The organism is Burkholderia sp. ABCPW 11 (genome assembly GCF_001523445.1).
GTDB lineage: Bacteria > Pseudomonadota > Gammaproteobacteria > Burkholderiales > Burkholderiaceae > Burkholderia.
Genome location: NZ_LOVM01000059.1, coordinates 106215 through 130979 on the forward strand (window position 1 = coordinate 106215; position 24765 = coordinate 130979).

24 protein-coding genes are annotated in these 24765 nt (G+C 67.1%); 10 read left to right on the forward strand and 14 right to left on the reverse strand.

Going from position 1 to position 24765, the window contains the following annotated elements:
- Positions 1-72 precede the first annotated feature (72 nt).
- From WS61_RS22735 to WS61_RS22745, 3 genes are all read right to left on the reverse strand, one after another.
- Positions 73-450: a DUF4148 domain-containing protein gene (locus WS61_RS22735; RefSeq protein WP_059503666.1), complete on the reverse strand. Its 378-nt coding sequence runs from the start codon at positions 448-450 to the stop codon at positions 73-75.
- Positions 451-660: 210 nt separating this feature from the next.
- Positions 661-3039 carry a DNA polymerase II gene (locus WS61_RS22740; protein WP_059503668.1) on the reverse strand — a complete coding sequence of 793 codons (2379 nt, stop codon included), beginning with the start codon at positions 3037-3039 and terminating at the stop codon, positions 661-663.
- Positions 3040-3224: 185 nt separating this feature from the next.
- Positions 3225-4208: a LysR family transcriptional regulator gene (locus WS61_RS22745; protein WP_257127332.1), complete on the reverse strand. Its 984-nt coding sequence runs from the start codon at positions 4206-4208 to the stop codon at positions 3225-3227.
- A 100-nt stretch (positions 4209-4308) separates the two neighbouring features.
- On the opposite strand from WS61_RS22745, the gene WS61_RS22750 reads away from it, so the two are divergent.
- Entirely contained in the window at positions 4309-4683 is a 375-nt protein-coding gene (locus WS61_RS22750) for a nuclear transport factor 2 family protein (protein ID WP_059503670.1), read from the forward strand.
- Between the two features lie 176 nt (positions 4684-4859).
- On the opposite strand, the gene kdgT is transcribed toward WS61_RS22750, so the two are convergent.
- Positions 4860-5879: a 2-keto-3-deoxygluconate transporter gene (gene kdgT / locus WS61_RS22755; RefSeq protein WP_059503672.1), complete on the reverse strand. Its 1020-nt coding sequence runs from the start codon at positions 5877-5879 to the stop codon at positions 4860-4862.
- Between the two features lie 280 nt (positions 5880-6159).
- Here kdgT and kduI point away from each other — a divergent pair, with 280 nt between their 5' ends.
- The 4 genes from kduI to WS61_RS22775 all read left to right on the forward strand — a co-directional run bounded on the left by kduI (position 6160) and on the right by WS61_RS22775 (position 9181).
- Positions 6160-6996 carry a 5-dehydro-4-deoxy-D-glucuronate isomerase gene (gene kduI, locus WS61_RS22760; RefSeq protein ID WP_059503674.1) on the forward strand — a complete coding sequence of 279 codons (837 nt, stop codon included), beginning with the start codon at positions 6160-6162 and terminating at the stop codon, positions 6994-6996.
- 4 nt (positions 6997-7000) lie between these two features.
- Positions 7001-7807 (forward strand): 2-dehydro-3-deoxy-D-gluconate 5-dehydrogenase KduD, encoded by an 807-nt coding sequence (kduD, locus tag WS61_RS22765; RefSeq protein ID WP_059503676.1) that lies wholly within the window; start codon positions 7001-7003, stop codon positions 7805-7807.
- 59 nt (positions 7808-7866) lie between these two features.
- Entirely contained in the window at positions 7867-8748 is an 882-nt protein-coding gene (gene kdgR, locus WS61_RS22770) for a DNA-binding transcriptional regulator KdgR (RefSeq protein ID WP_059503678.1), read from the forward strand.
- A 61-nt stretch (positions 8749-8809) separates the two neighbouring features.
- Positions 8810-9181: a hypothetical protein gene (locus WS61_RS22775; RefSeq protein WP_059503849.1), complete on the forward strand. Its 372-nt coding sequence runs from the start codon at positions 8810-8812 to the stop codon at positions 9179-9181.
- An 18-nt stretch (positions 9182-9199) separates the two neighbouring features.
- Here the strand turns inward: WS61_RS22775 and WS61_RS22780 are convergent, their stop codons facing one another.
- Entirely contained in the window at positions 9200-10804 is a 1605-nt protein-coding gene (locus WS61_RS22780) for an EAL domain-containing protein (protein ID WP_059503851.1), read from the reverse strand.
- Positions 10805-11218: 414 nt separating this feature from the next.
- On the opposite strand from WS61_RS22780, the gene WS61_RS22785 reads away from it, so the two are divergent.
- Positions 11219-11515 (forward strand): hypothetical protein, encoded by a 297-nt coding sequence (locus WS61_RS22785; RefSeq protein ID WP_059503680.1) that lies wholly within the window; start codon positions 11219-11221, stop codon positions 11513-11515.
- A 21-nt stretch (positions 11516-11536) separates the two neighbouring features.
- On the opposite strand, the gene WS61_RS22790 is transcribed toward WS61_RS22785, so the two are convergent.
- From WS61_RS22790 to WS61_RS22805, 4 genes are all read right to left on the reverse strand, one after another.
- The gene (locus WS61_RS22790) at positions 11537-11842 is read right to left on the reverse strand and encodes a hypothetical protein (protein ID WP_059503682.1); all 306 of its coding nucleotides are present in this window, start codon (positions 11840-11842) and stop codon (positions 11537-11539) included.
- A gap of 102 nt (positions 11843-11944) precedes the next feature.
- Entirely contained in the window at positions 11945-13570 is a 1626-nt protein-coding gene (locus tag WS61_RS22795; RefSeq protein WP_059503684.1) for a histidine-type phosphatase, read from the reverse strand.
- 182 nt (positions 13571-13752) lie between these two features.
- Positions 13753-14187 (reverse strand): phosphatase, encoded by a 435-nt coding sequence (locus tag WS61_RS22800; RefSeq protein ID WP_059503686.1) that lies wholly within the window; start codon positions 14185-14187, stop codon positions 13753-13755.
- Positions 14188-14514: 327 nt separating this feature from the next.
- A complete protein-coding gene (locus tag WS61_RS22805; RefSeq protein ID WP_059503688.1) occupies positions 14515-15873 on the reverse strand; it encodes an NAD(P)/FAD-dependent oxidoreductase in 1359 nt (452 codons plus the stop codon).
- 100 nt (positions 15874-15973) lie between these two features.
- Between WS61_RS22805 and WS61_RS22810 the strand changes: the two genes are divergently transcribed.
- Positions 15974-16927 (forward strand): LysR family transcriptional regulator, encoded by a 954-nt coding sequence (locus tag WS61_RS22810; RefSeq protein ID WP_059503689.1) that lies wholly within the window; start codon positions 15974-15976, stop codon positions 16925-16927.
- 60 nt (positions 16928-16987) lie between these two features.
- Here WS61_RS22810 and WS61_RS22815 read toward each other — a convergent pair whose 3' ends face one another.
- Positions 16988-17182 (reverse strand): hypothetical protein, encoded by a 195-nt coding sequence (locus WS61_RS22815; protein WP_059503691.1) that lies wholly within the window; start codon positions 17180-17182, stop codon positions 16988-16990.
- Positions 17183-17374: 192 nt separating this feature from the next.
- On the opposite strand from WS61_RS22815, the gene WS61_RS22820 reads away from it, so the two are divergent.
- Both WS61_RS22820 and WS61_RS22825 read left to right on the forward strand, forming a co-directional pair.
- Complete coding sequence (locus WS61_RS22820; protein ID WP_059503693.1) at positions 17375-18325, forward strand: AraC family transcriptional regulator; 951 nt, start codon at positions 17375-17377, stop codon at positions 18323-18325.
- Between the two features lie 294 nt (positions 18326-18619).
- Complete coding sequence (locus WS61_RS22825) at positions 18620-19507, forward strand: NAD(P)H-binding protein (protein WP_059503695.1); 888 nt, start codon at positions 18620-18622, stop codon at positions 19505-19507.
- A gap of 23 nt (positions 19508-19530) precedes the next feature.
- On the opposite strand, the gene WS61_RS22830 is transcribed toward WS61_RS22825, so the two are convergent.
- Together WS61_RS22830 and WS61_RS22835 are read right to left on the reverse strand one after the other, a co-directional pair.
- Positions 19531-20733: a benzoate/H(+) symporter BenE family transporter gene (locus WS61_RS22830; RefSeq protein ID WP_059503697.1), complete on the reverse strand. Its 1203-nt coding sequence runs from the start codon at positions 20731-20733 to the stop codon at positions 19531-19533.
- Between the two features lie 191 nt (positions 20734-20924).
- Positions 20925-21950 carry a fatty acid desaturase gene (locus tag WS61_RS22835; protein ID WP_059503699.1) on the reverse strand — a complete coding sequence of 342 codons (1026 nt, stop codon included), beginning with the start codon at positions 21948-21950 and terminating at the stop codon, positions 20925-20927.
- 244 nt (positions 21951-22194) lie between these two features.
- Between WS61_RS22835 and WS61_RS22840 the strand changes: the two genes are divergently transcribed.
- The gene (locus WS61_RS22840) at positions 22195-23019 is read left to right on the forward strand and encodes a phosphate/phosphite/phosphonate ABC transporter substrate-binding protein (protein ID WP_059503700.1); all 825 of its coding nucleotides are present in this window, start codon (positions 22195-22197) and stop codon (positions 23017-23019) included.
- Positions 23020-23064: 45 nt separating this feature from the next.
- Here WS61_RS22840 and dbpA read toward each other — a convergent pair whose 3' ends face one another.
- On the reverse strand, positions 23065-24462 hold the full coding sequence (gene dbpA, locus WS61_RS22845; protein ID WP_059503702.1) for an ATP-dependent RNA helicase DbpA: 1398 nt from the start codon (positions 24460-24462) through the stop codon (positions 23065-23067).
- The gene (locus WS61_RS22850; protein WP_006483193.1) at positions 24459-24656 is read right to left on the reverse strand and encodes a hypothetical protein; all 198 of its coding nucleotides are present in this window, start codon (positions 24654-24656) and stop codon (positions 24459-24461) included. The genes dbpA and WS61_RS22850 overlap by 4 nt, the downstream gene beginning before the upstream one ends.
- Positions 24657-24765 lie beyond the last annotated feature (109 nt).

Below are 24765 nucleotides of genomic sequence, written 5' to 3' on the forward strand. Positions count from 1 at the left end.
GGCCGCGGCGGGAGGCGCGGCAGGCCGGTATTTTAGCCGGATGGGAACGCGCCCGAAACGACCGGCCGCGTGTTACCGCTTCGTCGTCGCAGCCGCCGGCGCGCCCGAATCCATGCCCGGTGCGCCGTTCGCCCCATAGGCGGCTTCCGCGTTCTTGCGTTCTGCGAGGCGCCTCGTGGCGAGGCGTTCCTGCGCGGCGACGATGTCGCCCGGATAGTTGTCGCCGTCGCCGGCGACCGGCTCGTAGCCGACCGACTCGTAGCCGACCGACTCGTAGCCGACCGACTCGTAGCCGACCGACTCGTAGCCGACCGACTCGAGGTCGAGCAGCTCCTGGCGCACTTGCGCGCGCGTGAGCGTCGAGTGCGATGACTGTGCGTACGACGCGGCCGGTGCGGCGAGAAGGGCGGTAGCGGCGACAGTGGCGATGGCGGCGATGATGGATTTCACGGTTTCCTCGGACGATTTCGTTGCGGTTTGCTGAACCGACGAGGAAAGTTTAGGAACCTTGATCGGCCTGATAAATGGCGATTCCAGGCGAACTGTGTTCCAGAATGAGTGAGAGTGCGCGATGCTGACGGAATGCGATGGTGATCGACGTCATGTGAAAGCGCGATGCGACGACTGCGCTGACGCGTGTTCCGGCGCGTCAGTGTTCCGTCAGTCGCCGAACAACTGCCCTTGTCCGGAGATCACGCGCTCGAAATCGTCCCGCAGGAACGGCAGGATCGCATCGGCGACAGGCTGAAGCTGACGGCTCAGATAGAACGCATAGTCGATCGGCGAACGCATCGTCTCGAGCGGCTCGGGGCCGGCCGTCGTCATCACGTAGCTGATCCAGCCGCCGCGCTGATACTGCAGCGGCCGGCCCTGCGCGAGGTTGAACTCGTCGGCGATCCGCGCCGCGCGCACGTGCGGCGGCACGTTGCGTTCGTACTCGCGCAGCGGCCGGCGCACGCGCTTGCGGTAGACGAGCTGCTCGTCGAATTCGCCGGCGAGCGTGCGCTGCACGTAGTCGCGAATGAAATCCCGGTACGGCTCGCGCCTGAACACGCGCCGGTACAGCTCGCGCTGGAACTGCTGCGCGAGCGGCGTCCAGTCGGTGCGCACCGTTTCGAGCCCCTTGAACACGAGATCCTCGCCGCCGTCGGCCGTCGCCGCGAGGCCCGCGTAGCGCTTCTTGCTGCCTTCTTCCGCGCCGCGCACGGTCGGCATCAGGAACCGGCGGTAATGCCGCTCGTACTGCAGCTCGAGCGCGCTTTCGAGCCCGAAGTGGTCGCGCAGGTGCGCGCGCCACCAGCGGTTCACGTGCTCGACGAGCGCGCGGCCCTTGGCGCCGGCTTCGTCGTCGTCGTGCGCGCGGCCAAGCCACACGAAGGTCGAATCGGTATCGCCGTAAATCACTTCGTATCCCTGAGATTCGATCAGCTTGCGCGTGCGATGCATGATCTCGTGGCCGCGCATCGTGATCGACGACGCGAGGCGCGGGTCGAAGAAGCGGCAGCCCGTCGAGCCGAGCACGCCGTAAAACGAATTCATGATGATCTTCAGCGCCTGCGACAGCGGCGCGTTGCGCTGCCGCTTCGCGTCGTCGCGGCCTTCCCATACGCGGCGCACGATATCGGGCAGGCAGTGCGCGGTGCGCGAGAAGCGCGCGCCGAGAAAGCCGGGCACCGATGCGTCGTCGCCGGGGTTCGCGAGCCCTTCGATCAGGCCGACGGGATCGATCAGGAACGTGCGGATGATCGACGGATAGAGGCTCTTGTAGTCGAACACGAGCACCGAATCGTACAGCCCGGGGCGCGAATCCATCACGAAGCCGCCGGGGCTGTTCTGCCCCGTCACGTCGCCGAGATTCGGCGCGACATAGCCGAGCCGGTGCATGCGCGGCAGGTACAGGTGCGTGAAGGCCGCGACCGACCCGCCGGTGCGGTCGGCCGCGAGCCCCGTGACGCTCGCGCGTTCCAGCGCGAAGGACAGCAGGTCGGCCTTGTCGAAGATGCGCGTGACGAGCTCGCAGTCCTTCAGGTTGTAGCGCGCGAGCGCGGGCTTGTCGTGATCGAAGCGGCGCTGGATCTCGTCCATCCGCTGGTACGGATTGTCGATCGACTTGCCTTCGCCGAGCAGCGCTTGCGACACGTATTCGAGGCTGAACGACGGGAACGTCCACGTCGCCGATTTCAGCATGTCGATGCCGTCGAGGATCAGCCGGCCGGCCGCGCCCGCGAAGAAGTGGTCGGGCTGCTGGCCGTGCGCGCGCCAGTCGAGCACGCTGCCACCGCGCCCGAGCTTGAGCGGCACGCCGTATTGCTCCGCGTGCGCATGCAGGATGCGCAGGTCGAATTGCACGAGGTTCCAGCCGATCACCGCATCGGGATCGTGTTCGTCGAACCAGTCGTTCAGGCGCGCGAGCATCGCGGCCCGGGTGTCGCAGTAGTCGAGGCGGAAGTCGACGGCGCTCGCGCCGGCATCGCCGTTCGGCGGTCCGAGCATGTAGACCTGCCGTTGCCCGCAGCCTTCGAGCGCGATCGAATACAGCTCGCCGTGGACGCTGGTTTCGATGTCGAGCGACACGCAGCGCAGCGCCGGGCGGTAGCCGGTCGCGGGCTTCAGCTCGCCGCCGGTCAGCGTGCCGTCGCGGCCGGGCTGGCCGCGAAACTCGACGCATGCGGTGATGAAGCGCTCCATCGCATAGCGATCGGGCGGCTGCACGTCGGTTTCGTAGACGTCGACGCCGGCCGCCGCGAGGCGCTTCTGGAGCCCGGACAGGTGGCGATAGCGCCGGCAATAGAGGCCGACGACCGGGCGTCGGCTGAAATCGCGCAGCGCGAGCGGGCGCAGTTCCGCCTCGCGTTCGCCGGCCAGCGTGCGTTCGGCGAGCGCCTGCTGTTCGGCCGGAATGAACGCGACGGCTTCCTGCGGGCGCAACCGCACGCGGCGCGGACCGCGTTCGGTTGCCAGCCAGAACTCGATCTCGATACCGGATGCGGTGTCCCGCCAGTGGCGGGTAAGGATGAAACCCTGCTCGAACGCCGTCAAAACGCTTGCTCGTCGTGGATGCCCAGGCGGCGGATTTTAGCGCTTGAATGGCAGTCGTGCCGCCGGCGGGCGTTTGGCACCAGGCGGCAGGAAGTCGTCGGGCGATGCGCTTGCAGCGCAATGGAAGCGACGGCATGTCGCTGACGGCGGAAGCGGACGGTCACGCGCACGATGGGCAACGGACGCTATTCGCGACGCAGCGCTTCGAGCACGGTTGAGGGCGACCGCTGGCCGGCGCCATACCCGTTCGACTGTAGCCTGGGCATCATGCCGACCACGAAGTCGATGAACGCCCTGACCTTGGCCGGGACGTGGTTTCGACTGGGATAGTAGACGTAAAGAGGAAACGTCTCGCCGCACCAGTCCGTCAAAACCGGCTCCAGCGTGCCCGCGCGCAGGTGCGTGTCGATTCCGAGGTCGATCACCTGGGCGATCCCGAAGCCGGCGAGGCAGGCGCCGATCTTGGTTCCCGCATCCGTGACGGTCAGGGAGCCGCTGACGGCCACTTTCACTTTCTCGTCGTCACGCCAGAACTCCCAGTCGAAGGGCCTGCCGGTGGCCGGGTCGATCGCGAGGATGCATTCATGGCCGCCGTCGACCAGATCCTGCGGCGACCTTGGCCGACCGCGCTGCTCCAGGTAGGACGGCGCGGCCAGAGTCAGTACCCGAGGACTGTATAGCCTGCGGCAGACCAAGGTCGAAATAGAAGGCGGTCCAAATCGGATGGCGAGATCGAATCCCTCGCTGACCAGGTCCGAGAGATCGCTCCGGGTTTCCAGCTTCAGGTGAAGCGCGGGGTGATCCTTCATGAACCGGGTCAGCTCCGGTGCCAGCACGAGGCGCGCGAACACGGCATCGCACGCGACACGGAGCGTTCCGTTGACGACCGAGGTCTGGTCGGAGGCGTCGACGGCCGCCTCTTCGATTCCGTGGAGTAACGGCAGCACTTTCGACAACAACGCATGGCCGGCGTCCGTCACTTCGACGTGCCGGCTGGTGCGATGCACGAGCTTCGCGCGCAGGCGATCCTCCAGTCGCTGGATGGCGCGACTGACCGCCGGCTGAGTCTTGCCCAGACGAGATGCTGCACGGCTGAAGCTGCCGGATTCGGCCAGGGCTGCCAGGACGAGCAAGCCGCTGACCAGCCCTCCATCGAGGTCTTCCATCATCCATGTGTTCCTGTAATGGCAGCGATAACCGGGTCGCCGTAGCAGAGAGCGGGAAGGATCGCTCACTATACGAGCCGTTCACTACCGAGGAAAGCCGACAATGACCCAGACCCAAGCCGTCGTCGCCTTGATCGACGATTATTTCAACCTCGCTTATGAGCCGAAGAGCCGTGACTTCGACAAGATTTTCCATCCGAACGGCTTCGTTCAGTGGCTGGATGAAGGCCGGTTGCGCACGCTGTCGTCGTCGGAGTACGCGGCGCTCATCAACGGGAGGCCCAGTCCGCGATCGGCCGGCGCGCCCCGAGACGAGGCGATCCTCGCGATGCAGCATGTCTCGGACGGTCTTTCGACGGCGACGGTGCGAGTGCGGATAGGCAACAGGCTGTTCAACGATCACTTCGTCATGCACAAGGTGGAGGGCCGCTGGTTGATCGCGACCAAGGCGTCCGCCATCGTGCGTACGTTCGACTGAAGCGCGGCGCGGCAGATGCGCATCGGTGTCCGGTTTTCGCAAGCGCGCGACAAGGTGCGCGCTGATACCGACGAATAAAAACCCCGGGAAATTCATCGATTTCCCGGGGTTTTTACGCCGTTGAACATTGACCGACTTGAGGCGGGTGCCTGAGACTCGACTCGAATCGGCACCCTTCAAACATGCCCCTCATGCTCGATCGCCCCACCATTCCCGACCCGCGCCGCGACCCTCACCGGCGCCCCTGAAGCCCGCGCCGCCCGCTTCGCCCACATCGCCGTCAGAATCGGCACGAGTATCGCCGTCACGAGGCACGCGGTCGCGACGATCGCGGTCGCCGCCGGCACCATCGGCTTGAACTTCGGAATCATCTCGCCGATGATCGCCGGGTTCGCGACCGCGGCGCCCGCCGTCGACGACGCGGCAAGCCCGGCCGTCCCGTTGCCGCCGCCCAGAAACTTGTCGGCGAGCATCAACGGCACGCCCGTCACGACGATCACCGCGAGCCCGAGCGCGATGCCCGGCAGCCCGCTCTTCGCGATCACGTTCAGATCGATGCCGTTGCCGAGTGCGAACCCGAAGAACGGAATCAGCGGATGCACGCAGCGTCCGAACAATTCGCGCAGCTCCACATCGAGGTTGCCGAGCGTGAAGCCGATCAGGAACGGCAGCACCGCGCCGACGAACAGCCGCGTCTCGAACACCGCGACGCCGGCCGCGCCGAGAATCAGCATGCTGACGAGCGGCCCCGATTCGATCGACATCAGCACGAACGCGCCGGCCTCTTCCTTGCTGCCGTACTGCTGCATCACGGCCGCATAAAGGCCGCCGTTGGTCATGTCCATCGACGTCGTGATCGCGAGCAGCGACAGTCCCGCGAAGAGGCCCGTGCGGATGCCGTCGTCGGGGATGAACTGCGCGGCGATCAGCGTCGCGAGCCAGGCGACCACGATCTTCGTCGCGAGCAGCGTGCCCGATTTGCGCAGCACGACGCCCGTCGCGCGCAGGTTGATCGTCGCGCCCATGCAGAAGAACCAGACGGCGAGGATCGGCACCGTGCCCGCGATCAGGCCGTTGGTGAACGAGCCGAAGTATTTCCCGGCATTCGGTGCGAACGTGTGCACGCACGCGCCCAGCAGCATCGGGACCAGCATGAGCCCGCCCGGAATGCGGTCGATGGCCTGTTTCAGCTTCACGTCTCCTCCGTGGACGTCGATGCGTCCCGTTGTCGAATGATGTCTGCCGACTGACTATAGGACATGATTCGGAACGATGGTCCGTTTTTGTGAATTTAGGCGGTAGTCGTATACCCGTAATACGTAACAGCATTGATAAGAAAGGAATTTATCGACCTGCCAAGCGAGATCGAAAATCCGGATCGACGTTCCGAATTCAAGAAATGTGTGCTTCAATCTTCATCAAGGCGATCGGCGGCGACGATGCCGGCGGCGTGTCCGTTTCCCATGGAGAACCGGCATGGAAGTGCGGCAGGGCATTCACAGCGAGCACGCGAAGGCGCTCGACACCGCCGGCTTGCGCCGGCATTTCCTGGTGGAGAACGTGTTCGCGCCGGACGCGCTGTCGCTCACCTACAGCCATATCGACCGCATCATCGTCGGCGGCGCGTGGCCCGCCACGCGGCCGGTCGAAGTGCCGGCGTCGCTCGGCGCCGCGATGGGCGTGAGCCATCTGCTGGAGCGGCGCGAACTCGGGGCGATCAACATCGGCGGGGCCGGCTGGGTCGAGGTCGACGGGCAGCGTCATGCGGTGGGCACGGAGGAGGCGATCTACGTCGGGCAAGGCGGGCAGGCCGTCGTGTTCGGCAGCGACGATCGCGCGCAGCCCGCGAAGTTCTACCTGAACTGCGCGCCCGCGCACACGGCTTATCCGACCCGTACGATCACGCTCGCGCAGGCATCGCCCGAAACGCTCGGCGACGCGGCCACGAGCAACCGCCGCACGATCTACAAGTTCATCGTGCCCGACGTATTGCCGACCTGCCAGTTGTCGATGGGGATGACGAAACTCGAGCCCGGCAGCCTGTGGAACACGATGCCGTGCCATACGCACGAGCGGCGGATGGAAGTGTATTTCTACTTCAACCTCGCCGCCGACGCGGCCGTGTTCCACATGCTCGGCGAGCCGCAGGAGACGCGTCACGTGGTGGTGCACAACGAGCAGGCCGTGATCTCGCCGAGCTGGTCGATTCATTCCGGCGTCGGCACGAAGGCGTACACGTTCATCTGGGGGATGGTCGGCGAGAACCAGGTGTTCAAGGACATGGACCACATCGCCGTTGCCGACCTGCGCTGACATCATGAAACGCGATACGACCGATCTTCCCGCCGCCGATGCGCATGCCGCGCTCGCCGGCCTGTTCGACCTGACCGGCAAGGTCGCGATCGTCACCGGCTGCAACACGGGGCTGGGCGCGGCGATGGCCGTCGCGCTCGCGTCGGCCGGGTGCGACATCGTCGGCGCGAACCGTTCGTCGTCCGATGCAACGTCGGCGCGCGTGACGGCCGCGGGGCGGCGTTTCGTCGACGTGCGCGCGGATCTGTCGACGCTCGAGCCGGTCGAGCGGATCGTCGGCGGCGCGCTCGACGCGTTCGGCCACGTCGACATCCTCGTCAACAACGCGGGCATGATCCGCCGCTGCGATGCGCTCGAGTTCACCGAGGCCGACTGGGACGCGGTGATCGACGTGAACCTGAAGAGCGTATTTTTCCTGTCGCAGGCGGTCGCGCGGCAGATGGTGCGGCAAGGGCGTGGCGGCAAGATCGTGAACGTCGCGTCGATGCTGTCGTTCCAGGGCGGCATTCGCGTGGCGTCGTACACGGCGTCGAAGAGCGGCGTGCTGGGCCTCACGCGGCTGCTCGCGAACGAATGGGCCGCGCGCGGGATCAACGTGAACGCGATCGCGCCCGGCTACATGGCGACCGACAACACCGCACAGCTGCGCGAGGACAGCCGGCGCAACGACGAAATCCTCACGCGCATCCCGGCCGGCCGCTGGGGCGTGCCGGACGATCTCGCGGGTGCGGCGGTGTTTCTCGCGTCGCGCGCGTCGGACTACGTGCACGGCCACACGCTCGCCGTCGACGGCGGCTGGCTCGCGCGCTGACCGTATTGCGCGACGAACGCGTTATGCTCTCCCGATTCGCATCTCACGGATTCACGGACATGACAGCAACGCCCAGGCAGCGCAAGCGCGATCACGCGAACCCGGAAACCGGGGCTGACCTTTCGGCGGCAGGCGCCGTCGAGAAGCCCGATTCGGTTGCCGCCGTCGGCAAGGTCTTCACGATCCTCGCCGCGCTCGGCGAGCGCCGCGAGGTCGGCATCAGCGAACTGTCGCACCAGCTCGGCATGTCGAAGACGACGGTGCATCGCTTCCTGCAGACGCTCAAGGCGCTCGGCTATGTCGCGCAGGAAGGCGAGACCGATCGCTACCGGCTGACGATCCGGCTGTTCGAGCTCGGCAGCAAGGCACTGGAGAGCGTGGATCTCGTGCGCGAGGCCGATCTCGAGATGCGCCGCATCGGGCAACTGACGCGCGAAGCCGTGCATCTCGGCGCGTTCGACGAGGACGCGATCATCTACATCCACAAGATCGACGCCGATTACGGGCTGCGCATGCAGTCGCGCATCGGCCGGCGCAATCCGTTGTACAGCACGGCGATCGGCAAGGTGCTGCTCGCATGGATGCCGCCCGGCGACGCGCGGGCGGTGCTTGCCGGCATCGAGTTCAGGAAGTCGACCGCGAAAACGCTCGCGTCGGCGGATGCGGTGATGAGCATCCTGCCGCACGTGCGGCGGCAGGGCTACGGCGAGGACAACGAGGAGCAGGAAGATGGCCTGCTGTGTCTCGCGGTGCCCGTGTTCGATCGTTTCGGTCGCGTGATCGCGGGGCTGTCGCTGTCGTTTCCGACGATGCGGTGCGGTGCGGACACGAAAGCGCATTACGTCGCGTTGCTGAAGGAGGCCGGGCAGGCGATTTCCGAGCGGCTCGGGCATCGTCCGGAAGCGGCCGGGGTCGAAGCGACGACGGTCGCGCAGGATTGAACGTGGGCCGGCCGCGAACCGGCAAACCGAAAAAATACGGTATCCCGAACGAATCATGCAGATGAAAGCGACGATGCGCATCGGCGTCGCGATGCTGGTGCTCGGCGCGAGCTTGGGCGCGAACGGCACGCACGCGAAGAGCACGGTCGATTGCGGCAAGCTCGACGCAGCCACGAGCGGCCCGGACGACAACTTCCGGCCGCCTGCGTCCGGCACGGTCGTCGGCGCGGGGCGCGCGTATTTCTACTCGGCGCCCGACGCGCAGTGCATGACGAAGCGGACCTTCATCGTCCCCGGCGATTCGGTGACCGTCTACAAGTCGCACGGGCGCTGGTACAACGTCATGTACGTGAACGGCAAGACCGGCGACGATTTCGAAGGATGGATCGAGCAGGGCCGCGTGCACCTCGGCGGTCAATACGGCGCGCAGTAGTCGCCGTCCGCGGCGCCGCTACACCGCTGCCCCGGCGAAATCCCGTGTCAGGTGCTCCGCGCGCATGGGGCGCTGATACAGGTAGCCCTGCGCATACTGGATCCCGACCGCTTGCAGCGCGCGATGCTGCGCTTCCGTCTCCACGCCTTCCGCGATGATCTTCAGGCCGTAGTGATGCGCGACGGCCGCGATCCCCTCGATCAGCCTCGCGCTGCCATGGTCCAGTTGCGAGACGAACTGTCGATCGATCTTCACGTAGTCGAACGGAAAGCGCGACAGCATGTCGAGATTGCTGTGATGCGTGCCGAAATCGTCGATCGCGAACTTCGCGCCTTTCGACCGCAGCGCCTGGAAGATCTCGGTGGTTCGCGCGTTCTTCTCGAGCAGGATGCGTTCGGTGACTTCGAGCACCAGCGTGAAGCCGGGCGGCAGCGCGTGGATCGCTTCCTCGACGACGGCCACGAACCGTCCGCGCTCGAGGTCCTGCGGTGCGACGTTCACCGCGATGCGCAGCGGCGCGGACGGCGTCAGCGCGGTCAGCTCCGACACGGCGGTGCGCAGCACGAATTCGGTGACCTTCGGCAGCACGGTGCTCGATTCCACCTGCGGGATGAACACGGCCGGGCTGATGGCCCCCCACTTCGGATGGTGCCAGCGCAGGAGCGCTTCGACGCCGACCGTCCTGCGCGTCTGCACGTCGACGATCGGCTGGTACACGACATGGAATTCGTTGCGCCGGAGCGCCTGACGCACGGCCTTCAGCAACAGCCGCCGCGGCGCCATCGCGAGCAGGTAGGCGGCCATCACGAGGCTGTCGGCCAGCAGCACGATCGTCGCGCAGATCAACCGGTAGTGGCGCTGGACTTGCGACGCGTAGTGCGTCGATGCGATGACCGACACCGTGAACGGCCAGCGCTGCGAAGCGATCGTGCTGCCGCCCGCGGGACCTGTGTCCGTTTCCGGCGTGAACTTCCCGTGTTGATCGAGACGGCCCGAACCTGCGATCGACAGCACGGCCGTCGCCGCTTCATTGCCGGTGCCGTGGGCGAGCGCGTCGGCTACGTAGTCGCCTTCGATCAGGTACAGGACGCCCGCGCCGCGCGCGGTGGCGCGAAACGCGGACAGCACCGGAATGTCGTGCTGGAACGGCGTCTGCCGCAGCAGCGTGACGACCGTCGAGCCTGGGTCCGGTTCGCGTGCATAGGCGGCGAGCGGCAGGTCGATCGAACCGAGCGCCGACGAGCACATGACGCGCCCGTCATTCACCAGCGCGACCGCACGCAGGTAGCGCAGGCGAGTGCCCACTTCGGCCAGCGTCCGGAACACCGTCGCGCAGGGCCGGCCGACGAGTGCGGTCAGCTCGTCCGCGTGCCGAAGGCGAACGCCGTCCAGGATGCGGTCTACGGAATTCACGATGTCGTTTGCGACGACGCGCTCATGCGCGGTGACGGCGTCGTGCGCGTAGCGGTCGGCCAGCACGATCGCGAACGCGGGCACGAGCACGCAAATGATCGCGGCGGCGAGAAACACGATGCGCGGCCACGCGCCGCTGCGGTGGAAAACGGGCTTCGAGCCGCGGGGGCGCGCCCACGGTCCTCCGGTTGCCTTTGGTGTTGTTCGCATGGCGTGGCAAATCGAACCGGTCGATGTGCAAACGGCGCGCATGCCGCATGCCTGATCCGGGCCATGCGGCTCGCGCGCCGGTTTCGGGACGCCGGTCGATTCGGCCGCTGCGACGGGCATCGGCACGAGCCTGTCGCGATCGGCCATCTATCCGGCAGCATTCCGTAATAACATGCTCGCATCAAGCATGTATATGGACGCAGCGTACCGAAAAAAGCCCCGGCCGCACAATGTGTGCAGCCGGGACAAAGACACCGTCTCTTGGCACGAGGATGGTGCGCGGCAAGTATAAGATGCGGCGCGCCATTGCGAAATATTGTTGTTTAAATATTGATGCGATTTCTCGATTGTGTCTCAAAAAGAAACATTTTCATGCGGAGCCGTTGTCGGTCCACTGCCAACCGGGACGTTGCGATGGAAGAAAATGCCGCATCCCCGGTCATTGTGACCGATGGCGCCGCCGCGGCGGACGGTGGTTCACTGTGGATTCGGATCTCGGTGGACGGAGCCGCCCGCGACTATTCGCTCGATCGCGCGCTTGCATCGCGCGGTACGCCGCGTTACGACAGCATTCGCGGCGCGCACGGCATGCTGTCGAGCGAAGAACGGCGGGAATTGCGGGGGCTGCTGGAGCGCATTGCCGACCCCGCGATGTGGGCCGGCATCGTCGGCACGTTCATCGAGGTGCTGAAGCGTCCCGACGCATCATGAGCGTGCGGTGCCCGCGGCGATTCAGAAATCGTTGCGCATCTTGCGGAACAGGCCGCCGGGCGACTGGTGCGTGTCCACGGCGGTGAGGACATCGGTCAGGAACCACGGCAGGTTCAGTTGCGTGTCGGAATCGCCGACGCAGACGCGGATCGGCGGCGCATGGGAGGATGAACCGGCGCCCTGGGCGGTGTCTCGCGACGGTACGCAATTCTTTGCGTATGCCTGAGTCGGGGCCGCCGAGGCGGCGCCCGATGGTGTACCGGCGATAGCCGGCACACCGATGGCGGCAAACAGGGTCAGGACGGCGGCAAGCGCGACGCGTTTCATGGGAGTCCTCCGACGATGCTCGTTCGACCCGGCGAGCCGCCGCGAGTTCGTCGGCGCGAGATGCCGGCCACACCGCTGCAGGCTGCGGCGCTGCGCTTCACGTCACTGATACCCGTAACACTGCTTCAGCCCCGCGTAGTCGTAGAAGTGGCTGCCCGGCGCGATCTTCGCGCCGTCGCACGCGGCCTGGAAATCCGTCTCGCGCTCGTTGTACAGCATCTTCACGATGAGCCGCGATCCGTTGCGATAGACATCCCACTGCATGTTCGCTGCCATCGGCGACACCTGGTCGCCGCGCCACGGGTTGTTCGCATACGTGTACGTCTGCGCCTGCGGCGTCGGCACGAACACGTTCTTCAGGTTCATGATCGACGCGAACGGAATCACGATCTCCGCATGCGTGAAGCGCAGCTTCGCGGCGTGCGTCAGGTCCCCGCGCGCGATCGCGTCGACTTCGCCGAAGAAGTCGTCCTGCAGCACCTTCGCCATCCGGTACGTCACCGGGTTCGCTTCCTGGATGCCGGGCCCTTTCTGGTAGTAGTCCTCGGCATCCTGCAGATACGCGAGATACTGCGCCTGCTCGGCGCCGATGTACTTCTCCATCGTGACGCCGCCGGTTTCCGCGGTCATGGCGGGCGCAACCTGCAGCAGGTTGTACAGCACGTTCACCGCATCGACGGCGGTCGCGATCTTCGTCTTGCCGTCGCCCTTCAGCGTGTTGGTGAACTTGCCGTCCGTCGACGTGAACGCATAGGTGCCGGTGTTCGCGAAGGTGTAGCCGTCGGAGCCGAGCTTCGCGATGAAGGCCGGCGACACGAGTGCGGACAGCACCGTTTGCGCGACGTCGGCCGCTTGCGGCGCGGCCTTGATCGCTTTCAGCTTGGCGGCCACCGTCGCGTCGTTTGCGTAGGCCTGGTACGCCTGGCTCGCCTGATAGGTCGCGTAGTACGGATCGCTCGTGTCGGTCACGAGATCGGTGGCCGGCTTCAGCGAGTGGAAATACAACAGGAAGCGGTTGGTGCCGGCCGGCTGCGCGACCGGTGCGCTCGCCGGATAGCCGGCCGGCGCGGCCGGCAGCGTGATGGCCGGCGCCAGTGCCGGCTGCGCGGCGACGAGCGCGGCCGAGAAATACGTCGAACTGTCGACCGCGCGGTCCTGGCCCGAGTTGACGACCACCACCTGCCGGTTGCCGGCGGAGAACAGCGTGGGCAGCCGCTGCGCGAGACGCGCGGCGAGTTGCTGATGTTCGCGGATGCCGGTTTGAGTCAGGTTGCCGTACCCGGGCGTCGAGATGCCCTGCACGCCGTAGCCGAGCAGCGCATTGGCCTTCATCATCGCGTACGTGTCGGCCTTGAGCTGCGCGCCGAGCGCGGTCAGCGCGCCGTCGGCCTCGGCCTTGATCAGCATCGCGTAGATCGCGCCGTCGTACTTGAAGCCCGACAGTCCGCGCGAGCCGTGACGTGCGACGAGTTCGGTATAGACCGGCGCGTAGCCGGCCGGCGGCGCTTCGTATGTCGCGGCGTCCTGCTGCGGGCGGTACGGCGTCTTCGTCTGGTAGTAGGTCGCGGGTGCCGGGGCCGGCGCGGGCTGAGGTTGAGGCTGCGGTGCGGGCGCCGTGCCGTTGTTGTCGGCCGACGTGGTGGGCGGCGTCGAGTCATCCCCGCCGCAAGCGGCGAGCAACAGGCAGGCAATCGTGAGGGCGGTGGCGGTGCGGGTCGGGCGTGTCATCGTGGCGGGCAACGGACGGGACGATACGCATGCGCGTCATCCCGTCTCCGGGGGAATGTGGTCGAGCCCCGAAGTGTTGCAAGCGACTTTGACAGCAGAATGTCAGGGTGCGGTCGGGCAATCGTCGGATTGCCGCCGGATCGACGATGACGGCCGGCTCGAGCCGGCCCGGGTGCCGGCGTTCAGTGCAGCCCGGCCGATGCGATCGAGCGTACGGTGTCGGTGATGTTCACACAGCGCGCCAACCCGAAATGCTCGGCTTCGCGGCGTTCCGGTTCGCTGCTCGCGACGCCGACCGCGCGCTCCCGCGGCACGCCGAGCGCCTGCAGCGCGACGTCGAACGGATGCCGATTCGATCGGGAGTCCTGTTGATCGGTGTCCGTGACGACGACCGAGAAGCGGTCGAGGTTCGCGCGGCCGAACTGGCCTTCGAACATGTCGTTGAGACGCGCGGCCGGCAGCGTCGTGACGAGACCGAGTCGATATCCTTCTTCCGATGCCCGGTCCAGCCACCGGATGATCGCGTCGCGTTGATGGCGCGACTCGCGCGAATCCGGCGTGGCTTCGATCTGCGCGAATGCTGCGTCGAGACGGGTGACGATGGCTTCGATGACCACGGTGATTCCTTTTCAGAAACGTGATGATCCGTTCGCCGACGGGAATGCCACACACCTTAGCGTCGATGCGGAAAACGCGACCAATCAATATTTATAGCCGACTCATACGATTCGACTAATGAATGGGGTGGCAAGCCAGGGCGGGCGCGGGATACGCGCAGCACGACATATCGCGCATGAATCGCATCGTATCGACGGCCTTCGATGCGATGCACCGGCGTGGCGCACATTCCGACTAAATCGCGCATATCCATATGGCAAAAACGGCATATCGGACGATGCTCGTCCGATATGCGTCGCTGCGATGTTGCGTGCAAACGGCGGCGATCAATGCAGCTTGATCGACGGCTGGTTGCGGCTTTGCAGCCAGTGGCTCAGCGACTGGAACAGCGCGCTCTTCATGCCGACCACGCTGAACAGGTGCTTGCGATACAGGAACTTGTACAGCCCGATCGCCGCCAGCCCGTCGACGATCAGCGAGCGCGAGCGCATGCCGATATCCGCCTGATACACGGCGCCCGCATGCCCGAGCGACACGACGGTGCCCGCATCGCGGAACGTGAAGCCGGGCACCGGCTTGCCGGCGACGCGGCGTGCGAATGCGTCGACCAGATACACGGCCTGCTGGTACGCGACCTGCGCACGCGGCGGCAGGAACCCGCCTGCACCGGTCGACGGGCACGCGGCGCAGTCGCCGAACGCGTACACGTGCGGATCGTCGGGCGTCTGCAGCGTGTCGGTCACGATCACCTGGTTCGAGCGGTTGAGCGCGATGTCGCCGATGTCCCGCAGCATCGCGGGGCCGGCGACGCCGGCTGCCCAGATCGTGATGTCGCTCGCGAGCCGTTCGCCGGTCGCGGTCGTCACGACATCCGCGCCGACTTCCGCCACGCGCGTATCGGTCAGCACGTCGACGTTCAGCGCGCGAAGCTGCGCGTGCATCCTGCCGGACAGCCGTTCGTCGAGCGCCGGCAGGATGCGCGGGCCGCCTTCGATCAGCCGGATGTGCACGTCGCGTGCGGACACCAGCGCCTTGAAGCGGTACGTCGTCAGTTGCTGGACCGCATGCCGCAGCGCGGCGGCCAGCTCGACGCCCGTCGCGCCCGCACCGATCACGTTGATGCAGATCGGCGCGCCGCGCCGTGCCGGCTGCTGCTCGGCCAGGTGATTCGCCTTCGTGCAGGCGGCAAGGAACTTGCGGCGGAAATCCTCGGCCTGGTCGAGGTTTTCGAGCGGCAGCGCATGACGCTCGGCGCCAGGCACGTTGAAGAAGTTCGTCACGCTGCCGACCGCCAATACGAGATCGTCGTAGTCGAGCACGCGCTGCGGCAGGATTTCCGTGCCGTCCGCATCCTGCACGGCCGCGATCGTCGCCGTGCGTGTCGCGCGATCGACCCGCTGCAGCGCGCCCTGCACGAAGCGAAAGCCGTGGCGCTTCGCCTGCGCCGCGTATTCGATCGTGTGGGAAGCCGGATCGCGATGGCCCGACGCGGCTTCGTGCAGCAGCGGCTTCCAGAAGTGCGTCGGATAGCGGTCGACGAGCACGATGTCGGCTTGCCCGCGGCGTCCGACCGTATCGGCGAGACGCGTCGCGAGCTGCAGGCCGCCGGCGCCGCCGCCGACGATCACGATGCGCGGCGGGCGCGGCGCGCGGTCCGTTGCAAGGTTGGGCGTGACGTTGTCCATGTTGGGCTCCCGCTGAATGACGATTCGGATGACATTGCTCAGGAACCGACGATATAGTTTCGAACCCACTCGAACAATTTAATGTTTATAAGCGACTCATATGTATTCACTTATAGGAAAGACCGCGACGTTCCGGCAGTTGAAGGCGCTGGACATGATTGCGCGGCTCGGCAGCGTGTCGCGCGCGGCCGAGGAGCTGAACCTGACGCAGCCGGCGGTATCGCTGCAGGTTCGGCTGCTCGAAGAGGCCGTGGGCGCCGCATTGTTGCAGCGAGTGGGGCGCGGCGTGCAACTGACCGCGGCCGGCGAGATCGTCGCGCGCTACGCGCGCGAGATCCTGCATCTGTGGAGCGAGGCCGGCGACGAAGTGGCCGCGCTGACGGGCGATCTCGGCGGCACGCTGCGGATCGGCGCGATCACGACGGCCGAATACCTGATCCCGCCGCTGCTCGTCAAATTCACCGCGACGCGTCCGCACGTGAAGACGTATTTCAAGGTCGGTAATCGCGACGACATCATCCGCATGCTCGCGACGCATGAAATCGATCTCGCGGTGATGGGCAGCGCACCGAAGGAACTGCGTACGCATGCGGTCGAGTTCGCGAAGCACCCGATGGTGTTCGTCGCGGCGCCCGGCCATCCGCTGATGCGGCGCAAGCGCGTCGCGCTGAAGGATCTCGAATCCGCGCACCTGCTCGTGCGCGAACGCGGCGCGGGCACGCGCTCGACCGTCGAGAGCCTGTTCAAGAATGCGGGCCACCGCTTTCATGTGGGCTCCGAACTGTCGAGCAACGAGGCGATCAAGCAGATGGCCGAAGCCGGGCTCGGCGTCGCGTTCCTGTCGTTGCACGCGTGTGCGCTCGAACTGCGCACGGGGCTGCTCGGGCAACTGCCGTTTCCCGGCAACCCGATCGAGCGCGAATGGTATGTGGTGACGCTCGCTGACCGGCGCATCTCGCAGGTGACGGGGTTGTTTCGCGATTTCCTGATCAAGCAGGGTGCGCCGGTGATCGACGGCGCGACGGTGGCGCCGCACGAGCGGCGGCGCAAGTAGGCAGCCGCAAGTAGGCGACGCAAGTAGGCGACGCAAGTAAGCGGGGTGTCGACCGGCCGGTCAGACGAGCCCGAAATCGTCGTTGCTGTCGGGAATCGACGCGAGCAACCGTTCGAGCCGGTGCCAGCCGACGATGCGCAGGCACCACGCTGCGATGGCGGTGCGGCCGCGGCGGGCGTGGGCGCCGGATGAAGGGCGGCCGGCGCGGGGCGAGCGCGCGACGAACGCCGCGCGTTGCGGGCAGTAATGGGGCATGACGGGCTCCGTAGGTGTCGGATGAGCCGATCGTAAGCGGGGCGGCGCCCGTCTGCGCGCACGCAAGGATCGTCCCGAGCAGAAACGGATGATCTTTTTCTGCTTGACCCGCAGACGGCCGGGCACGGCCGGCACGCCGGCGCGAAACGCGTCACAATGCGCATTCGTCACCCGATCTAGTGGAGACCCTCGATGAGCGATCCGATTCTTGCCGCACCGACGGACAACGGCGTCCCGGTCAGCCTGCGCTCCAGCCGCGGGCTCGGCTGGCACGGCTTCGGTGCGTCGCTGCTGGAGATCCGCGCGGGCACGTACCGGATTCCGGCAGCCGAGCATCACCGGATCGGCGTGCATATCGGCGCGCCGGTGCGGGCGGATTGCGTATGCGACGGCGAGCGCGTGTCGCGTATCCAGGCGCACGGCGACGTCGACGTGATTCCGGCCGGCCTGCCCGGCCAGTGGACCGACAGCGCCGACTGCCGGATCCTGCACATCGCGCTCAGCGACACCTTCGTGCGGCGCACGGTCGAGCAGCTCGACCTGAAGCCGTCGCACGCGCAGATCCGCCGGCGGCTGCAGGTGCGCGATCCGCGGCTGCAGCACATTGCATGGGCGATGGCCGCCGAACTCGAAGCGGAAGACGCATCGGATCCGCTCTATGCGGAAAGCCTGTGCACGGCGCTCGTCGCGCGGCTGGTCGACGGCCGGCCCGCGTTTCGCGAACGCCGGCGCACGCTGGCGCCGAAGGCCGCGGCGCGCGTGATCGACTATGTCGAGGCGAATCTCGACCGGCGCATGACACTGGCCGAGCTCGCGGCGCTCGTGTCGATCAGCGTGCCGCATTTCAAGGTGCTGTTCCGCGAAACGCTCGGGATGCCCGTGCATCAGTACGTCGTGCGGCGGCGGGTGGAGCGTGCGAAGGCGCTACTGCTCGAAGGCCGGCTCAGCATCAGCCAGATCGCGCTGGAAGCCGGGTTTGCGCATCAGAGTCACATGGCGAACTGGATGAACCGCGTGCTCGGCGCGACGCCGACGGAGATTGCGCGGTCGGGCGGCGCGCGGGGCGGGTTGCGGCTTGCCTATCACGGCGAGGATGGGGCAGGGACGCATGACGAAACAGCGGTGCACGGGCGTCGCATGTGATTCGACGGCAATTGTCCGACAGGTGTTGGACAATTGCCGTGCTCGCTTCTCCGGCGCCCACGAGCGCTGTCGAAGCGCGACGCGTCGGATGTGAGCGGCTGTTCGTTTGAGGTGTGTTGTTCCTCGTGATCGGCACATCGCCCGACCCGACGCGATCGGTGTCACATCGAGCAGCGCGCATGGCCACGGCCGTTCATCCCGTCATCCTTTCCTGCTCGATTCATCCGTCCGTGCGCGCCACCCGGGCCGCGCATGCCGACAATCACAGCACTTCCATCCCCCAAGGAGCGAATCGTGTTCGTGATCTTCGGCGCATCCGGCAACGTCGGCCTGTCGACCGTGACGACCTTGCGCAACGCAGGCCATTCCGTGCGCGCGGTGCTGCGCGATGCACGCCATCGTGAACGCTTCGTGCAGCTCGGCTGCGATGTCGCGATCGCGGACCTGACCGACGCGCACGCGATCGCCGCGGCGATCGACGGCGCGCAGGCCGTGCAGATGCTGTGCCCGGTGCCGGTTGCCGACCCCGATCCGGCCGCGACGATGACGCGGACGATCGACGCGGCGACCGCCGCGCTCGCCGTGAACCCGCCGCCCGCGCTGCTGGCGTTGTCGGATTACGGCGCGGAGCTTGAAGGCAATACGGGTATCACGCGCCTGTTCCATGACTTCGAGGAACGGCTGAAGACGATCCCCACGCAATTGACGCTGCTGCGCTCGGCCGAGCATCTGCAGAACTGGGCCCGCGTGCTGCCGGTCGCGCTGGGCACCGGCGTGCTGCCGAGCTTCCACCATCCGGTCGACAAGGTGTTTCCGACGGTCTGGGCGCCCGACGTGGGCGTCGTCGCGGCGCGGCTGCTGCTCGATGCGCCCGAAGGCGGCAGCGGGCCGCGCATCGTCAGCGTCGAAGGGCCGCGGCGGGTGAGCGTGACAGCGATCGCGGCTACGTTGGGCACGTCGGCGGGCCGTGCGATCGTCGCGCACGAGCTGCCGCGCGACACGTGGAGCGCGACGCTGCTGCGCGCCGGGCTCAGCGAACGCCATGCGCAACTGATCGTCGATCTGTACGACGTGCACAACGCGGGGCGGATCGACGTCGAGGCCGACGTGTCGGAGCGGGTGTACGGTACGACTCCGCTGGAGGAGGCCCTTGCGCAACTGGTGCGCCGGCATGCGCGTTGAGCGAAGCGTCGGCGCGCGGCGCGTCACGCAGGCCGTCGCACCTTGTTCAACACCGCATACGACAGGGATCCGATCACGATCCCCCAGAACGCTGACCCGAGCCCGAGCCACGTCATTCCCGATGCGGTCGCGAGGAACGTGATCACCGACGCTTCGCGATGGTTCTCGTCCTCGAAGATGCCGTGCACGTTCGCGCCGATCGCGCCGATCAGCGCGAGCCCCGCCAGAATCGCGACGAACGCCTTCGGCAGTGCGAAGAACACCGTGACGATCGTGCCCGCGAAGAGCCCGCCGATCAGATAGATCACGCCGTTCGCGAGCCCGGCGACGTACCGTCGGTCCGCGTCCTCGTGCGCGTCCTTGCCGGTGCACAGCGCCGCGGTAATCGCCGCGACGACGATCGTGATCCCGCCGAAGCACGCGACGACCAGCGACATCGCGCTGGTCGCGATAATGATCGGGCGCGCCGGCGTGTGATAGCCGGACACGCGCAAAATCGTCATCCCCGGCAGGAACTGGCCGGTGAGGCTGACCACGACGAGCGGCAGCGCCAGGCTGAGCGTCGTGCCGAGCGTCCACTCGGGGGCGATGAAGATCGGCCGCGCGAGGCTCGGCGACACGTTGCCGAGATGCGTCATCCCGAGCAGCGTCGCGAGCGCGGCGCCCGTCAGCAGCACGAGCACGATGCTGTAGCGCGGCAGCAGGCGCCTGAAGATCACGTAGGCCGCGATCATCCCGAACGCGAGCGCGGGCTGCTCCGACGCGGCCGAGAACGCATGCATGCCGAACGGCAGCAGGATGCCGGCCATCATCCCGCAGGCGATGCCGCGCGGGATGTGGCGCACCAGCCGGTCGAAATAGCCGGAGACGCCGATCGCCAGGATGATCAGCGCAGCCGTGATGTACGCGCCGACGGCCTGGTTGAGCGTCAGTTGCGGAAACAGGCCGACGAGCAGCGCGGTGCCGGGCGCCGACCACGCAGTGACGACCGGCACCTTCAGCTTCCAGCTGGCGACGAGGCCCGACACGCCCGCGCCGATCGAGATCGCCCAGACCCACGACGACACCATGTCGTTGGACGCATGCGCGGCCTGCGATGCCTGGAAGAAGATCGCGAGCGGGCCTGCATAGGAAATCAGGACCGCGAGAAAACCCGCGGTGATCGCGGAAACGGACCAGTCGTGGCCGAGCGTGCGGATCGCGCCGGGTGGGGTGTTCGGTTGCATCGTCGTCGGGGAATGCGGCGCGCGGCCGTGCGGCGGAGCCGGGGCGAATGTCGGTTGGAAGGCCCGGATGAGCCGCCATTCTGGGCATTGCCGACGCAATTGGCAATTCGGGCGCGGCCGAGCGGCATTGTCGGCATTTCGTAAGAATGGGCGCGAAAGCCCGGAGGATCGGCAGCGCGTGCCGGACGACGTCACGTGCTGATCTGCAACACCTTGTCGACCACCGCCACTTTCACGCCGCTGCCCGTCGACAGCGATGCCGTGCCCTGGTCGAACGGATGCACGGGCGGATCGGTCGGCGTCCACGCATGGCGTGCGAGCAGCTCGCGATACCCGCCGCGGATCACGAAGCCGCCGCATTTGCGCGCATATGCGTCGCGCCGCATCCGGTACGCGCGCGGCAGGTCGTACCACGGCAGCTTCGGCAGGTCGTGATGGACGAGGTGATAGTTGTTGTTCAGGTACAGCAGCCGCATCGCGAACCCGGCTTCGTTGATCGTGATGCGCGCCTTCGGATGCGGTGCGGCGCGATGCTCGTACAGCGAGCGGATCATCGCGAGCGACAGCGCGGGCCATGTCACGAGCAGCAGGTAGTACCACCACGGTACGCCGATCGCGTAGTGCAGCCACGCGAGCAGCGCCGCCACGCACGCGGCATGCGTCGCCCACATCGGCAGATAACGGAAGTCGCCGCGCCGGAACGCGACGAACGCATCGCCGAACGTCGCGGCGATGGCCAGCGGCGGCCCGACGACGATTCGCCCGACGAAAGTCTTGCGCGCGACCGTCAGCGCCCGGCGCCAACGTGGCAGCCGCGCCCAGCGTTCGCGCGTCACGTAGTTCGTTTCGGGATCGATGCCCGGCACGGTCAGGTCTTCGTCGCGGTGATGGTCGAGGTGCGTGTCGCGATACAGCGTGTACGGATACCAGACGGTCAGCGGTGGATAGCCGAGCAGCTTGTTCACGAACGCGGAACGCGTCGGATGGCCGTGCAGCAGTTCGTGCTGCAGCGACAGATGCCACGCGCCGAGCAGGATCAGCGGCGGCGTCGCGGCGGCGAGCGACAGGCGCCCGTCGCGCACGAGCAGCAGCACGGCGAGCCAGCCGCCGTAAATGACGACGACCAGCAGCCAGGTCGGCCACTCGGTGCGGGCGGTGAAGCGGGCGTCGAGCGCGGCGATCGCGCGCGCGTGGTCGACGTCGAAGTATTCGGCCATGGCGTTGAGGCGGGATGGATCGGGCAGTGCGGGGAACGAGCGATGGAACCGGGGCGCTCGGCCCGGGTGCGCTGGTGTCTCGCGGATCACGGTCGACCTGCACGGCGTCGCGCACGGTGGCGGCGCCGACAGGCATTCGAACGGTACCGGGGCGGCGCGGCAACGCCAACCAATCGATTCGCATTTGCTTATCATGCTGGCGCCGATAAGCATCGGGGCCGCTGCCGATGCGTAGAATGTCCGCATGAAGCCCTGGATCGCAGTCTTGCCGATGTACAACGTGACGCCGCGCCACGCCGAATTGTGGCGCGCGCTGCTGCGCGACGCGCTCGATGCGTTCGCGAACGCGGGCGGGCCCGCCGACGTCGCGCTGCCCGACGCGCCGTTCGACGACCTGCATGCACTGTGGCGGCGCGACGATCTGCTGCTGTCGCAGACCTGCGGCTACCCGTACCGGATGCTGGGCCTGCGCGATGCCGTGCGATTGGTCGCGACCCCGGTGTTCGACGCGCACGGTTGCGACGGTGCGCGCTACAGCAGCGTGCTGGTCGTGTCGGCGCGCGCGCATGCGGGCGGCGCGACGACGCTCGCCGCATGCCGCGGGTTGAGGGCCGCCTTCAACGGCGAGGATTCACACAGCGGGATGAATGCATTCCGGCACGCGATCGCGCCGCATGCGCACGACGGCCGGTTTTTCGGCTCGGTCACGCCGCTCGGTTCGCACCTGAACGTGCTGCGTGCGCTGGCGTCGGGAGAGGCCGATTGCGCGGCGATCGACTGCGTGACGTTCGCGTATGTGCACGACGCGCTGCCCGATCTGCTGACGGATATCCGGATCGTCGGCACGACGGCATCCGCGCCGGGATTGCCGTTCATCGCGTCGCGGGCGCTGGCGGACACGCAGGTCGGCGCGTTGCAGGATGCGCTCGATCGCGCGGTCGCGGCCGATGCGCAGCGCGCGCGCGTGCTGAGGCTGAAGGGATTCGACCGGCTGTCGCCGGCCGACTACGATGCGATTGCGCGGTTCGAGCGGGAAGCCGTCGCGCACGGCTATCCCGAACTCGCGTGACGCACGGGGCGCGGCGGTGCCGCGGCCGTCCGCCGCGCGGCCCGTTTACGCCTCGTCCATCAACCGGACCTTGACCCGCTTGCCCTTGATCTTCCCGGCATTGAGCTTGCGCAGCGCGTCGCGCGCGACGCCGCGCTCGATCGCGACATAGGTCGAGAACTCGGTCACGTTGATCTTGCCGATCTGCTTGCCGTCGAATCCGGCGTCGCCGGTCAGTGCGCCGAGCACGTCGCCCGGACGAATCTTGTCCTTGCGTCCGCCGAGAATCTGCAGCGTTTCCATCGGCGGCAGCAGCACGCTGTCGTCCGCCGGCGTCAGTTCGGCGAGCGGATGCCATTCGACGTCGCGCTTCTGCGCCTGTTCGATCGCGCCGACGCGGCCCATCTCGTCCATGCTCGCGAGGCTCAGCGCCCAGCCGTCCTGGTCCGCGCGGCCCGTGCGACCGATGCGGTGCACGTGCACTTCGGGGTCGGGCGTCACGTCGACGTTGATCACCGCTTCGAGCTGCGCGATGTCGAGCCCGCGCGCGGCGACGTCGGTGGCGACCAGCACCGAGCAGCTGCGGTTCGCGAACTGGATCAGCACCTGGTCGCGCTCGCGCTGATCGAGCTCGCCGTGCAGCGCGAGCGCATGGAAGCCCTGCGCGTGCAGCACGGCGAGCAGATCGCGGCACTGCTGCTTGGTGTTGCAGAACGCGATCGTGCTCACCGGCCGGTAGTGGTTCAGCAACTGGCCGACCGCATGCAGCCGCTCGTCCTCGGTCACTTCATAGAAGCGCTGGCGGATCTTGCTGTCGTCGTGGCGTTCCGCGAGCTTGATTTCCTTCGGATTGCGCAGGAACTGCTGGCTCAGCTTCGCGATGCCGTCCGGATAGGTCGCGGAGAACAGCAGCGTCTGGCGCGTCGTCGGGCACATCCGAGCGACCTTCGCGATGTCGTCGAAGAAGCCCATGTCGAGCATCCGGTCGGCTTCGTCGAGCACCAGCGTAGTCAGCGCGTCGAGCTTCAGGTTGCCGCGATCGAGGTGATCCATGATGCGGCCCGGCGTGCCGACGACGATATGCGCACCGTGCTCGAGGCTCTGCGCCTGCGGACGCATCGGCGTGCCGCCGCACAGCGTCAGCACCTTCACGTTTTCCTCGGCGCGCGCGAGGCGGCGCACTTCCTGCGCGACCTGGTCGGCGAGCTCGCGCGTCGGGCACAGGATCATCGCCTGCACGTCGAAACGGCGTGCATCGAGGCGCGCGAGCAGCGCGAGCGAGAACGCGGCGGTCTTGCCGCTGCCCGTCTTCGCCTGCGCGATCAGGTCCTGGCCGGCCAGCGCGACCGGCAGGCTGGCCGCCTGGATCGGCGTCATGTCGACATAGCCGAGCTGCGCGAGGTTCGCGAGCGTGGCGGGCGTCAGCGGCAGCGCGCTGAACGGCGTGGCGGTCGGTTGGGTCAAGACAGGTCTCCGAGGTAGGGGCGGCCTTCCATCTGCTCGTAGACGACGTTGCCTTCGTCGTCCTCGAAGCGTTCGAGATAGTTGCGGGCGCCGCACAGCGGGCAGCGGAACAGCAGCCCCTGGCCCTCGTCCTTGATGACGACGTCGGACTGCTCCCACTGCGTGCCGCAGCTCTGGTTTCGGCAGGTAAACACGGTCTTTCTCCAGCTGAATTCGGTTGTGCGCCCTTGCGGGCGGGCGCGGGCGTCGCATGGCCGCGGCGGTCGCGTGCACCCGCGGGCGCGGGGCGGTGCGGACGGGGGC